This window comes from Streptomyces durocortorensis, assembly GCF_016901035.1.
GTDB classification, from domain to species: domain Bacteria; phylum Actinomycetota; class Actinomycetes; order Streptomycetales; family Streptomycetaceae; genus Streptomyces; species Streptomyces durocortorensis.
The window spans coordinates 1-13,534 of the sequence record NZ_JAFEUF010000192.1; the positions used below are offsets into that span (position 1 = coordinate 1).

Sequence of the window (13,534 nt, forward strand, 5' to 3'; positions counted from 1 at the left end):
GGACGGCGTCGGGGTCCGGGGCGACGGGGTGGGTGGAGGGACGCTGGTCGGCGTCGTAGCCCCAGCCCTTGCGGGCGACGCCGAAGTCGACCCAGGTGTCGGTGAACCGGGTGGCTTCGGTGAGGGTCTGGTAGCCCATGTACTCGGCGAAGGACTCGTTCAGCCAGATGTCGTCCCACCAGGTCAGCGTGACGAGGTCGCCGAACCACATGTGGGCCATCTCGTGGGCGATGACCATGGCGCGGGTCTGGCGCTCGGTGTCGGTGACGGCGGAGCGGTAGACGAACTCGTCGCGGAAGGTGACGAGTCCGGGGTTCTCCATGGCGCCCGCGTTGAACTCGGGGACGAAGGCCTGGTCGTAGGAGTCGAACGGGTAGGGCTCGTCGAACTTCTCGTGGTAGCGGTCGTAGCAGGCGCGCGTGATGTCGAGGATCTCGTCGGCGTCGGCGTCCAGGTACGGGGCGAGGGAGCGGCGGCAGTGGATGCCGAAGGGCAGTCCGGCGTGCTCGGTGGTGATCGAGTGCCAGGGGCCTGCGGCGACGGCGACGAGGTAGGTGGAGATGAGCGGGGTGGGGGCGATGGTCCAGCGCCCCTCCCCCGTGTGTTCGGCGACCCCGTTGCCGAGGACGGTCCAGCCTTCGGGGGCGGTGACGTCGATGGCGAAGACGGACTTGAGGTCGGGCTGGTCGAAGGCGGCGAAGACGCGCTGGACGTCCTCCATGAACAGCTGGGTGTAGAGGTACGTCTCGCCGTCGGTGGGGTCGGTGAAGCGGTGCATGCCCTCGCCGGTGCGGGAGTAGTGCATCGCGGCGTCGACGCGCAGTTCGTGGGGGCCTGCGGTGAGTCCGGTGAGGGGGTAGCGGTTGCCGTCGAGGAGGGCGGGGTCCAGGGGCTGTCCGTCGAGGCTGATCGAGCGCAGGGTGGCGGGCTTGACCTCGACGAAGGTGTCTCCGGCCGCGCGGGCGGTGAACCGGATGGCGGTGGCGGAGTCGAAGGTCTCCTCGCCGGTGGTGAGGTCGAGGGCGATCGTGTACCGCTCCACGTCGAGGATCTGGGCTCGGGTCTGCGCTTCGTCGCGCGTCAGTACGGACATGGCCCCATGCTGCCGTACGGGGGACGGCGGGCGCAGCGGGGTTCTCCCTGGGCGGACGGGCGGTTCCGGGGCCCACGGATACCCCCTGGGGGCTGTTGCCGCTTACCATCTCCTCGGCGCGGCACACCGAGTACCGAGGACGTCCCTCATGACGCTCACGCCTGCGCCCGAACCTGTCGTTCCGAGACCCGGGCCCGACGCCCCGCGGCCGCCCGCCGCGAACGGTCCCCGGACACCGGAGCCCCCGCACGGCCCCGGTCCCGTTGTCGTTCTCGTTCCCGTGCTGCCCCGGGCCGTGTGCGAGGCGGCGCTGACCGCGCTGTTGCTGTTCCTGATCGTGTCGAGTGTGCGGTGGCTCGTCGGCCCGGACCCGGGGGCCATGGCCGCCCGTCCAGCCGTGCTGGGGTGCGTCGTCGGAACCCTGCTGGCCCTGTTCATGCTGTCCCCGCCCGGCCGGTGCTCGGGCGGCCACCTGAACCCGGCCGTGACCCTTGCCCTGTGGCGGCTGGGGGCGTTCCCGGGCCGGGAGGTCGTGCCGTACGCCGTGGCGCAGCTGGCCGGTTCGGTGCTCGGGGTGTGGTGTGCCGGGCTGGTGTGGGGTCCGGCGGTCGGACGCCCGGCGGTCCGCCATGCCTCGGTGCGGGCGGATCCGGCGTGGGGCGACGCGGCGGTCCTGGCGGCGCAGGCGGGGGTGCTGGCGGCGTCGACGCTGATGCTCGGGGTGCTGCTCGCCTCGCCGGGCGGTCGGCGGGTGCTGCCGTACGCGGTGGGGCTGACGACGGCCCTGGTGATCGGGGTGCTCGGGCCGTTGAGCGGCGGATCGGCCAACCCGGCACGGCAGTTCGGCCCGGCGCTGCTGGCCGGGGACGCCGGGCGGCTGTGGGTGTACGTGCTGGGGCCGGTCCTGGGGGCGCTGCTCGGCGCGTGGCTCGCGGGGCGGATCGGGCTCCGGCGGGCGGCCCGGTAAGGGGCGTCGCCCTTCCCGGGACGGGGGCGGCACTCAGCCGTCCGCCGCCTCGCCGTTCTCCGCCCCGCCGTTCTCCGCCTCGTCGGCGATGCGCTCGTGGTGGCGGATCACCTCGGCGATGATGAAGTTCAGCAGCTTCTCGGCGAACGCCGGGTCCAGGTTGGCGCTCTGTGCCAGTTGCCGGAGCCGGGCGATCTGGCGGGTCTCGCGGGCCGGGTCGGCGGGCGGCAGCTTGTGGTCGGCCTTGAGGCGGCCGACCTGCTGGGTGGCCTTGAAGCGTTCGGCCAGCATGTGGACGACGGCGGCGTCGATGTTGTCGATGCTCTCGCGGAGCCGGTTCAGCTCGGCCCGGACGGACGCGTCGATCTCGCTCGTACTCATGGTCAGCGAGCTTAGACGGCCGCGTTCACGGCCCGATCGTCGGCGGGTCGTCGGGGTCGGGCACCCGGTCGCTCCAGCCGCCGGGCACGCTGCGGCCCTGCTGTTCGCGGAAGCGGACGGGGGCGGTGCCGACCCGGCGGGCGAAGAGCCGGGAGAAGTAGGCGGGGTCGTCGTAGCCGACGCGGCGGGCCACGGCGGCGACCGGGAGGTCGGTGGCGGCGAGGAGTTCCTTGGCCCGGCCTAGGCGGATGCCGAGAAGGTAGTCCTTGGGGCTGCACCCTGCGCCGCGCCGTACGGCGGTGCGCAGTTCGGCGGGGGTCATGCCGTGCCGGGAGGCGTGCTGGGCGACGGTGAGCGGCTGGTAGGCGTCGCGGGCGAGCGCCTGGAGCACGGGGTCGCCGTCCGGGCCGATGTCGGCGCGGGCGCGGCGCAGGGAGACGAGGAGTTCGTGGACGGCGGCCCCGGTCTCGACCTCCAGGAGAGGGTTGCCGCGGCGGGCGGCGCGCACGATGCGTCCGACGGCGGCGCGGGGGGCGGCGGTGTCGGCGAGCGGGACGAGGGGGCGGTCGGGCTCGATGTAGCCGAGTTCGGTGTACGTGGTGGTGGCGGGGCCGGTGAAGTCGACGAAGCTCTCGTCCCAGCCGGTGCCGGGGTCTGCGCCGTAGTGGTGGGGGGTGCCGGGGGTCAGCCAGATGAGGCTGGGGCCGGTGACGGGGGTACGGCGGCCGTCCGGGCCCTTGAACCAGCCGGTGCCGGAGTTGACGATCACGGCGACGTGGTGGTCGAGGGTGCGGGGGCCGACGGTGGGCAGCGCGCCGTGCTGGAGGCCGACGCCGAGGCAGACGAGGCCCAGGCGGTGGTGGAGCGGGCTGGGGGTGAAGAAGCGCATCCAGGTGTGGTACATCGCGGCCTTCCTCTCCCTGGGCGGTGCGTTGCGTCCAATCAGCAGCGATCTTTGTCCATGGACCCGGTGCGCGCCAGGGGTGAAGGTGGTCGGACCCATTCACCCCCGGGCCGCCGGGTGCGGCGGAGCACAGGAGCGTAACTGCACGATGACCGACTTCACCGTGGGGGACGACGGCTTCCGGCTCGACGGGAAGCCCGTACGGCTGCTGTCGGGCGCCCTGCACTACTTCCGGGTGCACGAGGAGCAGTGGGAGCACCGGCTCGGGATGCTCGCCGCGATGGGCCTGAACTGCGTGGAGACGTACGTTCCGTGGAATCTGCACGAGCCCCGGGAGGGCGAGGTCCGGGACGTGGGGGCGCTCGGCCGGTTCCTGGACGCGGTGGAGCGGGCGGGGCTGTGGGCGATCGTGCGGCCGGGTCCGTACATCTGCGCCGAGTGGGAGAACGGCGGTCTCCCGGTGTGGGTGACGGGCCGGTTCGGGCGGCGGGTGCGGACCCGGGACGCGGAGTACCGGGCGGTGGTGGAGCGGTGGTTCCGGGAGCTGCTGCCGCAGGTGGTGGAGCGGGAGATCGGCCGGGGCGGTCCGGTGGTCCTCGTCCAGGCGGAGAACGAGTACGGGAGTTTCGGCAGCGACGCGGTGTATCTGGAGTGGCTGGCGGGGCTGTTGCGGGAGTGCGGGGTGAGCGTCCCGCTGTTCACGTCGGACGGCCCGGAGGACCACATGCTGACCGGCGGTTCGGTGCCGGGGCTGCTCGCGACGGCGAACTTCGGTTCGGGGGCGCGGGAGGGCTTCGAGGTGTTGCGCCGGCATCAGCCGAAGGGCCCGCTGATGTGCATGGAGTTCTGGTGCGGCTGGTTCGACCACTGGGGGGCCGAGCCGGTGCTGCGGGACGCGGAGCAGGCGGCGGGGGCGCTGCGGGAGATCCTGGAGTGCGGGGCGTCGGTGAACATCTACATGGCGCACGGGGGGACGAACTTCGGCGGCTGGGCGGGGGCGAACCGCGGTGGCCCCCTGCAGGACGGGGAGTTCCAGCCGACGGTGACGTCGTACGACTACGACGCGCCCGTCGACGAGTACGGGCGGGCCACGGAGAAGTTCCACCTGTTCCGGAAGGTCCTGGAGGGGTACGCCGAGGGGCCGTTGCCCGCGCTGCCGCCGGAGCCGGTGGGGCCGGCCGGACCGGTGCGGGTGGAGCTGGACGGGTGGGCCGGGCTCGGTGACGTACTGGAGGCGCTGGGCGATCCGGAGACGGAGTCGGGGGTGCCGCCGACGTTCGAGGAGCTGGGCGTGGACCGGGGGCTGGTGCGCTACCGGGTGGCGGTGCCGGGGCCGCGCCAGGCGTATCCGCTGGGCGCTTCGGGGCTGCGGGACCGGGCGGTGGTGTACGTGGACGGGGCGCGGGCCGGGGTGCTGACCGAGGAGTCCGGGCCGCTGCCGGAGCCGGTGGCGGGTCCGGCAGAGGTCGAGCTGTGGGTGGAGTCGCTGGGCCGGGTCAACTACGGGCCGCGGCTCGGCGAGCCGAAGGGGATCACGGGCGGGGTGCTGCACGAGCGGCAGTATCTGCACGGGGTACGGGCCCGGGGGCTGCGGCTGGACGCCTTCGAGGCGGCGGGCGCGGTGGCGGCGGTGCCGTTCGCGCGGGTGGACGCCGCCGCCGGGGCCGGTGACGCGGGGCGGACGGGGTTGTTCCGGGGGACGTTCACGATCGAGGGCGCGGCGGGTCTCGGTCACGCGGGGCTCGAACTGCCGGGCTGGGCACGTGGTTTCGTCTGGGTGAACGGCTTCTGCCTGGGCCGGTACTGGTCGGCGGGCCCGCAGCGGATCCTGTACGTGCCGGGCCCGGTGCTCCGCGAGGGCGCCAACGAGGTGTGGGTGCTGGAGCTGGAGGACGCGGGCGAGCCGTGGGTGGAACTGGGCCCGGGGGCACCCGGTCGAGCGGGCACCCCCGGGGTGGTTCAGCCGTGATCAGCGGCAGGCCGCTCCGAGCGGATCAGAGCGAGTCGGCCGCGGAGGCGATGTCGGCCGCGAAGTGCGAGACCTGGGTGTAGACGCCCGGGTAGTTCGGGCGGGCGCAGCCCTGGCCCCAGCTGACGATGCCGACCTGGACCCACTCGTCGGAGTCGTCCTTGCGGAACATCGGGCCGCCGGAGTCGCCCTGGCAGCTGTCGACGCCGCCGGTGTCGAGGAGGCCGGCGCACAGCTCCTCGTCGGCGACGAGGTTGCTGTAGGCGCCCTGGCAGTCGGCGTCGGAGACGAACGGGACGTCGGCCTTGAGCAGGTGCTGCTGCTGGCTGCCGCCTTCCTTGTCGGCGCCCCAGCCGGCGACGGTGAAGGTGCCCTCGTCGTAGGCGGCGTCGGTGGCGATCTTCAGGGTGGGCTGGTCGATCGGCTTGTCGAGCTTGATCAGCGCCCAGTCCTTGCCGGTGCCGTTGTAGCCGGGGGCCTGGAGGACCTTGGTGGAGTTGACCGTGATGGCGTCGGGCGATTCGAGGTCGGCGACGCCGCCGGTGACGCTGATCGAGGTGTCGTCGCCCGAGCCGTCCACGCAGTGGGCGGCGGTGAGGACGATGTCCTGGGTGTAGAGCGAGCCGCCGCAGCCCATGGAGAGCCGGACCATGAAGGGGAACTCACCCTGTTCGGCGCGTTCCCCGCCGACGATCGGCTGGGGGGCGGCGGAGGCGGGCTGGAGGCTGACGGTCGCGAGGGCGACGGCGGCTATGGCGACGGAACACCTTTTCAGCGCACTCAGAAGCTTCACAGATGCCTGCTTTCGTGGGGGGATTTCGTGTGGGGGGTTGCTGTGGGAGGTTGCCGTACCGCGTTGCCGTGCAGGAGTCCCTGTACGCGGTGCTGATGTACGGGACGTACCGGCACGCAAGACGAACTCGTCATGTACGCGACAAGAACACTCCGATTATCGGTACCGAGTGACCGCTGACACAAGGTGTAGTTTTCGGCCAAGATCACCAGGCGGCTTTCCGGCCCCTCCCCGGCCCTCCTCCCCGATCCCCTCCCCCGTCCGGCATACAGTGGAGATCCGTCGACCGTCGCGGATGGGGGATTCCGGCGTGACGAACAGCCCTCCGGGCGCACCCGTCGTCCATGGCTTTCCGCATCTGGACACGGTCCGCTCCGCCATCACCGCGCTCTACCGCCGGCTCTCCGCGGACGGCGTCCGCACCTACGCCACCAGCCTCGCGCCCGCCGACGCCGCGTTCGCGGACGAGGACGATCTGCACCTGGGAGCCCAGCGGGTGGCGCGTTCCCTGGTCCAGCACCTCCATCTGCCCGAGGCCCGCATGATCGTCGGCTTCCGGGCGATGGAGCACGCGGCGAGCGTGGAACTGACCGCGGGCCCCGAATACTTCATCGAGCTGAACGACCGCTTCCGCACCCACCGCAGGGACATCGGGGCGGCGCTCGCGCACGAGGTCACCCATGTGCTGCTGCACCGGCTCGACCTGGAGTTCCCCGGCACCCGCGCCAACGAGATCCTGACCGACACGACGACGGCGTACCTCGGCGCGGGCTGGCTGCTGCTGGACGCGTTCCGGGAGGACGCGACGTCCCGTCAGAAGCTCGGCTATCTGACCCCGGAGGAGTTCGGGTACGTCCTGGCCAAGCGGGCGTTCGCCTTCGACGAGGACCCCTCCCCGTGGTTCACCAGCCCCCAGGCGTACACCGCGTACACCAAGGGGCGTCAGCGGGCGCTGGACGATCTGCGCAGACCGCCGCTGACCGCCGCCGGCTGGTCGGGCCGCCGCCGCTACGCCAAGGACCGGCGGTACGCCCAGGACCACCCCGAAGCCGCCCCGGACCCGAACGTTCCGTACGTCTTCGAGACCGGCGGCGAGGGCCTGCGCGTCTCCTTCCCCTGCCCCACCTGCCACCAGCGCATCCGGCTTCCGGTCCGGGGCCGGGTCAGCGCACGCTGCGGGCTGTGCCGTACGCGCCTGGAGTGCGATACCTGACCTCGGGCGTTGTCCGTGTCCGGCCGTAGGGTCGAAGGATGACGAACGAGCCGATCAGGGACGAACCAAGCCTGTTCGACGCGCTGTACGAGGACGCGAACGCGGTCGTACGGGCGCTGCGCGCGGGTGCCCGGGCCGAGGCGAGCGACGAGGAGGGAACGACCGCGCTCTATCTGGCGTCGGTCCAGGACCGCCCCGAGACGGTGCGGCTGCTGCTCGCGGCCGGGGCCGACCCCGACCGGGCGAGCGGGCCCGAGGCCGGCGACCTGCCGCTGTGCGGGGCGGCGTGCGGCGGGCACACCGAGGTGGTGGAGGCGCTGCTGTCCGCCGGGGCGCGGCCGGATCTGCGCGAGGAGTTCGGCTTCACGGCGCTGCGGTGGGCGGTCGGCCTGGGGCACTCCGCGACGGTGGAACTGCTCCTCGCCGGGGGCGCGGACCCGCTGCTGCCGGGCCCGCGGGGCGAGGCGCCGCTGGTGCCGGCGGCGCAGCGCGGCTCGGTGCGTACGGTACGGGCGCTGCTCGCGTACGGCGCGGGGGCGACGGGGCAGGAGGCCGCGGTCGCCCTGGCGCTGGCCGAGGCGCGGGGCATCGCCGCACTCGATCCGGAGGAGGAGTTGGGGCGGCGGCTGGTGGAGGTGTACGGCTCCGACATCGAGACGGTGACGCTCCGCGACCGGAGGGACGGCGAGGAGACGATGGCGGTGGAGCTGCTCCGGGACGGGGTGCCGTCGGCGGGTGTGGACCAGCACCTGGGGCACGGGGAGATCGCGGCGCTGCTGGAGGCGCGGGTCCGCGCCGGACCGTCGCCTACCGGCCGCGCGCCTCTGTCTCCGTCGCCTCCCATGCCTCCCGGGTGAGTTCGTACTCGACCTCGCCGTGCTCGGAGCCCTCGATGGCCTCCGGCCAGTCGTCGACGTAGGCCCGCAGGAAGGTGAGGCCCGCCTTCTCCATCACGCGCCGGGATCCGGTGTTGACCGCCATCGTGTTCGCGGTGACCCGCCGGACGCCGAGGTCGGTGAACCCCTTGCCGATCAGGGCCCGCGCGCCCTCGGTGGCGTAACCGCGGCCCCAGGCGGCCCGGTTCAGCCGGTAGCCGAGTTCGACGACGGCGGGGTCGTGGTCGTCCAGCGGCCGGAGCTCGAACCAGCCGAGGAACGCTCCGGTGCCCTTGTGCCGCGCGGCCCAGTAGCCGCGGGTTCCGGTGCACGCGTGGTCGTGGAGGAGCCGGGGCAGGGTGCGGTCCCGGATGTCCTCGGCGCTGGTGGGCCAGCCGCCGTTGATGTACCGCATCACGGCGGGGTCGTTGTCGAGGGCGAGCAGGTCGGGGGCGTCGGCCGGCGTGACCGGGCGCAGGACGAGCCGGTCGGTCTCCAGGAAGGAATCCGTCTCCAGGAACGCCGGGGAGACCTCCGGCGCAGTGGTGATTCGGAGGGTCAGCCCCTCCGGGCTCGACAGCCGTGAAGTGCCTCCGGTGACGGTGACGAGTTCACCGCCGAGCTCGCGGGCCCGGGCGGCGACGCGGTCCGGGTCGCCCACGGCCACGGCCAGCTCCCATTGCGGCGTGGTGCCGGGGGCGGCTTCCAGGAACGTGGCCCGGGTGAGCGGAGCGCCGGTCGTCCCGGTGTAGAAATGCCGGGCACGCTCGGGGTCCGCGCAGGCCAGCACCATGTGCTGAGGGAACGCCCCGCCGTCGTCCGGAGGTGACACCGGCCACCCCGCGAACCCCTGCGGCCGCCAGAGGGAGACAGCCGCGCCCACCGGGTCGATGAGGGTGGCGATCCGGCCCTGGTCCCCCGCGTCGAAGGGCGGCAGGAGGATCTGTGCGCCTTTCTCCGCAGCCTCGGCCGTACGGTGGTCCACGTCGTCGACCGCCAGGTAGTAGGCGACATGGGCAGGCAGGCCGGGCGGGTAGACGGGCTGCGCGAGGTCGCTCACGCCGCCGATCCGGTGGTCCCCTGCCCAGAACACGACGGCCCGGCGCCAGTCCGTCTCGTCCACGGCGAACTCCCAGCCCAGCACCGCGGAGAAGAAGGCGGCGGTGCCGGAGGGGTCGCGGGTCTTCAGGTCCATCCAGCAGAACTCGTTCAGGGGGCCGTGCCGCGTCATCGTGCGCTCCTCGGGTGTCCTGTGCTGGATACCGGGCGCCCGGACATCCGCGCAAACGAGTTTCCCCCGAAGCCCCTGAGACTGCGGCTGCGACTGCGGCCCGCCTACGACGCCCCGTACACCTGCCCCGGCTTCTCCGCGTCCGCCAGCAGCCGGCGCACCGTCTCCCCCGCCTCGGCCGGGGACCTGTGCGCGCCCCGGTCGTCGGTGGGGCCGGGGCGCCAGCCCTCCATGACGGTGATGCGGCCCGCCTCGGCCTCGAAGACGCGGCCCGTCACCCCGTCGCTCGCGGCGGAGCCGAGCCAGACGACGAGGGGCGAGACGTTCTCGGGCGCCATGGCGTCGAACTCCCCCTCCCCCGGGGCCGCCATGGCCTCGGCGAAGGTCTGCTCGGTCATCCGGGTCCGGGCGGCGGGGGCGAGGGCGTTGACGTGGATCCCGTACCGGCCCAGCTCGGCCGCCGCGACCAGGGTCAGGGCGACGATGCCGGCTTTGGCGGCCGCGTAGTTGCCCTGGCCGACGCTGCCGAGGAGTCCGGCGCCGGAGCTGGTGTTGATCACCCGGGCGGCCGGCGGGCGGCCCGCCTTCGCCTCGGCGCGCCAGTGGGCGGCTGCGTGCTTCAGCGGCAGGAAGTGGCCCCTGAGGTGGACCCGTACCACCGCGTCCCAGTCGTCCTCGTCGAGGTTGACCAGCATCCGGTCGCGCAGGAAGCCCGCGTTGTTGACGAGCGTGTCGAGTCGCCCGAAGGCGGCGACGGCGGTGGTGACGAGGGATGCCGCGCCTTCGGTGGTGGCGATGTCGCCGCTGTGGACGACGGCTTCGCCGCCCGCCGCCACGATCTCGTCGACGACCTCCCGGGCCGGTCCACCGGGGTCCCCGCCCCCGTCCGGGCCGGCACCGAGGCCGTTCCCGTCCGGTCCGCCGGAGTCTTCACCCCCGCTCCCGTCCGGTCGGACGCCGAGGTCGTTGACGACGACGCGCGCGCCTTCGGCGGCGAAGGCCAGCGCGTGGGCCCGGCCGAGCCCCCGCCCGGCGCCCGTGACGGCGACGACCCGGTCCGCGCAGAGTCCTCCGCTGGTGGGTGCGCTCATCGCATCTCCCTTTCGCATGGGCCTGGTTGGCGGGCGGGGACGGGACTGCTACCGTCCACCTAACAAATGTTTGGTGGAAAGGTAGCTGATCCTCCGATGAGTGTCTCCACCGCATCGCCCCCCGAAAACGACGGCGTCCGCGTCGTCACCGTCGACCGTCCCCCCGTAAACGCGCTTTCCGTACAGGACTGGTACGACCTGGCGGACGCCGTCCGGTCGGCGGGCCGCGACCCGGAGGTGCGCTGCGTCGTCCTGACCGCCGCCGGACGCGGCTTCAACGCGGGCGTCGACATCAAGGAGTTGCAGCGCGACGCGGGGCACGGGGCCCTGATCGGCGCCAACCGGGGCTGCGCGGAGGCGTTCGCGGCGGTGTACGCGTGCGAGGTGCCGGTCGTCGCGGCGGTGCACGGCTTCTGCCTGGGCGGCGGCATCGGCCTCGTCGGGAACGCCGACGCGATCGTCGCGAGCGAGGACGCGGTCTTCGGCCTGCCGGAGCTGGACCGGGGCGCGCTCGGCGCCGCGACCCATCTGTCCCGGCTGGTCCCGCAGCACCTGATGCGCACGCTGTACTACACCTCGCGGACCGTCACGGCCACCGAACTGCACGCCCACGGCTCGGTCTGGCGCGTGGTCCCGCCCGCCGAACTCCACGATGCGGCACTGGCGTTGGCGGTGGAGATCGCCGCCAAGGACGGCCATCTGCTGCGGCTGGCCAAGGCCGCACTCAACGGCATCGACCCCGTCGACGTGCAGCGCAGCTACCGCTTCGAGCAGGGGTTCACCTTCGAGGCGAACCTCGCCGGGACCGCCGCCCGGGTCCGCGACACCTTCGGCAAGGAGGCCTGAACCGTGACCGCTCCCCCGCGCTCCCACGCCCCTGTACGCGACAAGACGATGACGCCCGAGGAGGTCGTCGACCGCCTGAGCAGCGGGATGACGATCGGGATCGGCGGCTGGGGGTCGCGCCGCAAGCCGATGGCCCTGGTCAGGGCGCTGCTCCGGTCATCGGTCACCGATCTGACAGTGATCTCCTACGGCGGTCCGGACGTCGGGCTGCTGGCGGCGGCGGGCCGGATCCGCCGCCTGGTGACGGCGTTCGTGACGCTCGACTCCATCCCGCTGGAGCCGCACTACCGGGCGGCCCGGCAGCGCGGCGCGTTCGCACTGACGGAGATCGACGAGGCGATGTTCATGTGGGGGCTGCACGCGGCGGCGAACCGGCTGCCGTTCCTGCCGGTGCGCGCGGGCATCGGATCGGATGTGATGCGGGTCAACCCCGAACTGCGCACGGTGACTTCGCCGTACGAGGACGGCGAGGAGTTCGTGGCGATGCCGGCCCTGCGGATGGACGCGGCGCTGGTCCACCTCAACCGGGCGGACCGGCTCGGCAACGGGCAGTACCTGGGCCCCGACCCGTACTTCGACGACCTGTTCTGCGAGGCGGCGGACACGGCGTACGTCTCCTGCGAACGCCTGTTGGAGACAAGGGAGTTGACCGAGGACACCGGGACGCTGCCGACCCTCCTCGTGCAACGGCACTCCGTCACCGGTGTCGTGGAGACGCCGGGCGGGGCGCACTTCACCTCCTGCGTACCCGACCATCCGCGCGACGAGCCGTTCCAGAAGGCGTACGCGGCCGCGGCGGCGGACCCGGCCGCCTGGGCGGAGTTCACAGCCCGTTTCCTGCCGCCGGACGGCGACGAGAAGAGCTACCGGGAAGCCGTCCGCATCTGGCACGAGGAGCAGAAGTGAACGCGTCCGCGACCGGGAGCGTCACCCGTGCCGAGCACTGCGTGATCGCCTGCGCGGAGGCCTGGCGGGGCGACGGGGAGATCCTGGCCAGTCCGATGGGCGCGGTGCCGTCGGTCGGGGCCCGGCTGGCCCGGCTGACCTTCGCCCCCGATCTGCTGCTCACGGACGGCGAGGCGACGCTCGTCGGCCCGGACGGCGAGACGGAGGGCTGGCTCCCCTACCGCAGGCATCTGGCGCTGGTGACGGGCGGACGGCGGCACGTGATGATGGGCGCGAGCCAGATCGACCGCTACGGCAACCAGAACATCTCGTGCATCGGCGACTGGGAGCAGCCCTCCCGGCAACTGCTGGGCGTGCGCGGCGCACCCGTCAACACCCTCAACAACCCGGTGAGTTACTGGATCCCCCGGCACTCCCCCCGGGTCTTCGTCGAACGCGTCGACATGATCTGCGGGGTCGGGCACGACAGCGCGCGGGCGGCGGGGCCGTCGGCCACCCGCTTCCACCGCATCCCGCGGGTCGTGAGCGATCTCGGGGTCTTCGACTTCGCGACGCCGGACCGTTCGATGCGGCTGGCCTCCCTCCACCCCGGCGTCACGGTCGACCAGGTCCGCGAGGCGACAGGCTTCGCGCTCACGGTCCCCGCCGACGGCCCGTACACCCGCGACGCCTCCCCCGCCGAACTCGCCCTGATCCGCGAGGTCGTGGACCCGGCGCACACCCGGGACCGGGAGGTCAGGGCCTGATGCGCACCGCCCTGACCGACCTGGTCGGCGTCCGGCACCCGATCGTGCAGACCGGGATGGGCTGGGTGGCGGGCTCCCGCCTGGTCACCGCGACGGCACGGGCCGGGGCGCTGGGCATCCTCGCCTCGGCGACCATGACGCCGGACCAACTGCGTTCCTCCGTAAGGGAGGTGAAGTCCCGCACGGACGCGCCGTTCGGGGTGAATCTGCGGGCGGACGCGGGGGACGCGCGGGAGCGGGTACGGATCATCGTCGAGGAGGGCGTGCGGGTGGCGTCGTTCGCGCTCGCCCCGTCGAGGGAGCTGATCGCGGAGCTGAAGGACGCGGGCGTTCTCGTCGTCCCGTCGGTGGGGGCGCGGCGGCACGCGGAGAAGGTCGCGGCGTGGGGTGCGGACGCCGTGATCGTGCAGGGCGGGGAGGGTGGCGGGCAGGTCGCGTTGCTCGGCGGGCGGGGCGACCAGGGTGATCGGCACCTTGCGCGGATCGGGCGCGTGGAAGGCGCCCATGTAGGAGAGGGCG

At 73.1% G+C, this 13,534-nt stretch carries 14 protein-coding genes and 1 pseudogene; 8 read left to right on the top strand and 7 right to left on the bottom strand.

The genetic code is table 11. From position 1 onward, the window contains the following. The coding region (locus tag JS521_RS27070; protein WP_275564223.1) for a M1 family aminopeptidase at window positions 1–1,093 on the bottom strand (1,093 nt) is incomplete at its 3' end. 280 nt (window positions 1,094–1,373) lie between these two features. Between JS521_RS27070 and JS521_RS27075 the strand changes: the two genes are divergently transcribed. Beyond that, window positions 1,374–2,060 (top strand): MIP/aquaporin family protein, encoded by a 687-nt coding sequence (locus JS521_RS27075; protein ID WP_307847959.1) that lies wholly within the window; start codon window positions 1,374–1,376, stop codon window positions 2,058–2,060. Between the two features lie 33 nt (window positions 2,061–2,093). Here JS521_RS27075 and JS521_RS27080 read toward each other — a convergent pair whose 3' ends face one another. Together JS521_RS27080 and JS521_RS27085 are read right to left on the bottom strand one after the other, a co-directional pair. Further along, on the bottom strand, window positions 2,094–2,441 hold the full coding sequence (locus JS521_RS27080; protein ID WP_205085586.1) for a chorismate mutase: 348 nt from the start codon (window positions 2,439–2,441) through the stop codon (window positions 2,094–2,096). A gap of 25 nt (window positions 2,442–2,466) precedes the next feature. Continuing rightward, window positions 2,467–3,345, bottom strand: coding sequence for an AraC family transcriptional regulator (locus JS521_RS27085; protein WP_107414815.1), 879 nt, complete (start codon window positions 3,343–3,345; stop codon window positions 2,467–2,469). Between the two features lie 148 nt (window positions 3,346–3,493). Between JS521_RS27085 and JS521_RS27090 the strand changes: the two genes are divergently transcribed. Continuing rightward, on the top strand, window positions 3,494–5,314 hold the full coding sequence (locus JS521_RS27090; protein ID WP_205085587.1) for a glycoside hydrolase family 35 protein: 1,821 nt from the start codon (window positions 3,494–3,496) through the stop codon (window positions 5,312–5,314). Window positions 5,315–5,339: 25 nt separating this feature from the next. On the opposite strand, the gene JS521_RS27095 is transcribed toward JS521_RS27090, so the two are convergent. Further along, complete coding sequence (locus JS521_RS27095; protein ID WP_205085588.1) at window positions 5,340–6,107, bottom strand: S1 family peptidase; 768 nt, start codon at window positions 6,105–6,107, stop codon at window positions 5,340–5,342. 295 nt (window positions 6,108–6,402) lie between these two features. On the opposite strand from JS521_RS27095, the gene JS521_RS27100 reads away from it, so the two are divergent. Next, on the top strand, window positions 6,403–7,320 hold the full coding sequence (locus JS521_RS27100) for a hypothetical protein (RefSeq protein ID WP_239487888.1): 918 nt from the start codon (window positions 6,403–6,405) through the stop codon (window positions 7,318–7,320). A 38-nt stretch (window positions 7,321–7,358) separates the two neighbouring features. Beyond that, window positions 7,359–8,177: an ankyrin repeat domain-containing protein gene (locus tag JS521_RS27105; RefSeq protein ID WP_205085590.1), complete on the top strand. Its 819-nt coding sequence runs from the start codon at window positions 7,359–7,361 to the stop codon at window positions 8,175–8,177. On the opposite strand, the gene JS521_RS36865 is transcribed toward JS521_RS27105, so the two are convergent. The 3 genes and pseudogenes from JS521_RS36865 to JS521_RS27115 form a co-directional block, all read right to left on the bottom strand. After that, entirely contained in the window at window positions 8,128–8,712 is a 585-nt protein-coding gene (locus tag JS521_RS36865; RefSeq protein WP_239487891.1) for a GNAT family N-acetyltransferase, read from the bottom strand. The two genes, JS521_RS27105 and JS521_RS36865, sit on opposite strands and share 50 nt — an antisense overlap. Before the next feature lie 411 nt (window positions 8,713–9,123). Beyond that, window positions 9,124–9,426 (bottom strand): annotated as a pseudogene (locus JS521_RS37555) (VOC family protein); the annotation flags it as partial. Between the two features lie 104 nt (window positions 9,427–9,530). After that, window positions 9,531–10,517, bottom strand: a complete 987-nt coding sequence (locus JS521_RS27115) for an SDR family oxidoreductase (protein WP_205085592.1) — start codon at window positions 10,515–10,517, stop codon at window positions 9,531–9,533. A 96-nt stretch (window positions 10,518–10,613) separates the two neighbouring features. Between JS521_RS27115 and JS521_RS27120 the strand changes: the two genes are divergently transcribed. The 4 genes from JS521_RS27120 to JS521_RS27135 form a co-directional block, all read left to right on the top strand. Further along, window positions 10,614–11,363 carry an enoyl-CoA hydratase family protein gene (locus JS521_RS27120; protein WP_205085593.1) on the top strand — a complete coding sequence of 250 codons (750 nt, stop codon included), beginning with the start codon at window positions 10,614–10,616 and terminating at the stop codon, window positions 11,361–11,363. 3 nt (window positions 11,364–11,366) lie between these two features. Continuing rightward, window positions 11,367–12,269 (top strand): CoA transferase subunit A, encoded by a 903-nt coding sequence (locus tag JS521_RS27125; RefSeq protein ID WP_372448622.1) that lies wholly within the window; start codon window positions 11,367–11,369, stop codon window positions 12,267–12,269. Then, the gene (locus tag JS521_RS27130) at window positions 12,266–13,015 is read left to right on the top strand and encodes a CoA-transferase subunit beta (RefSeq protein WP_205085594.1); all 750 of its coding nucleotides are present in this window, start codon (window positions 12,266–12,268) and stop codon (window positions 13,013–13,015) included. The genes JS521_RS27125 and JS521_RS27130 overlap by 4 nt, the downstream gene beginning before the upstream one ends. Then, window positions 13,015–13,534, top strand: a 520-nt coding sequence (locus tag JS521_RS27135; RefSeq protein WP_239487889.1) for an NAD(P)H-dependent flavin oxidoreductase, incomplete at its 3' end; no start/stop codon positions are given. The genes JS521_RS27130 and JS521_RS27135, both read left to right, overlap by 1 nt.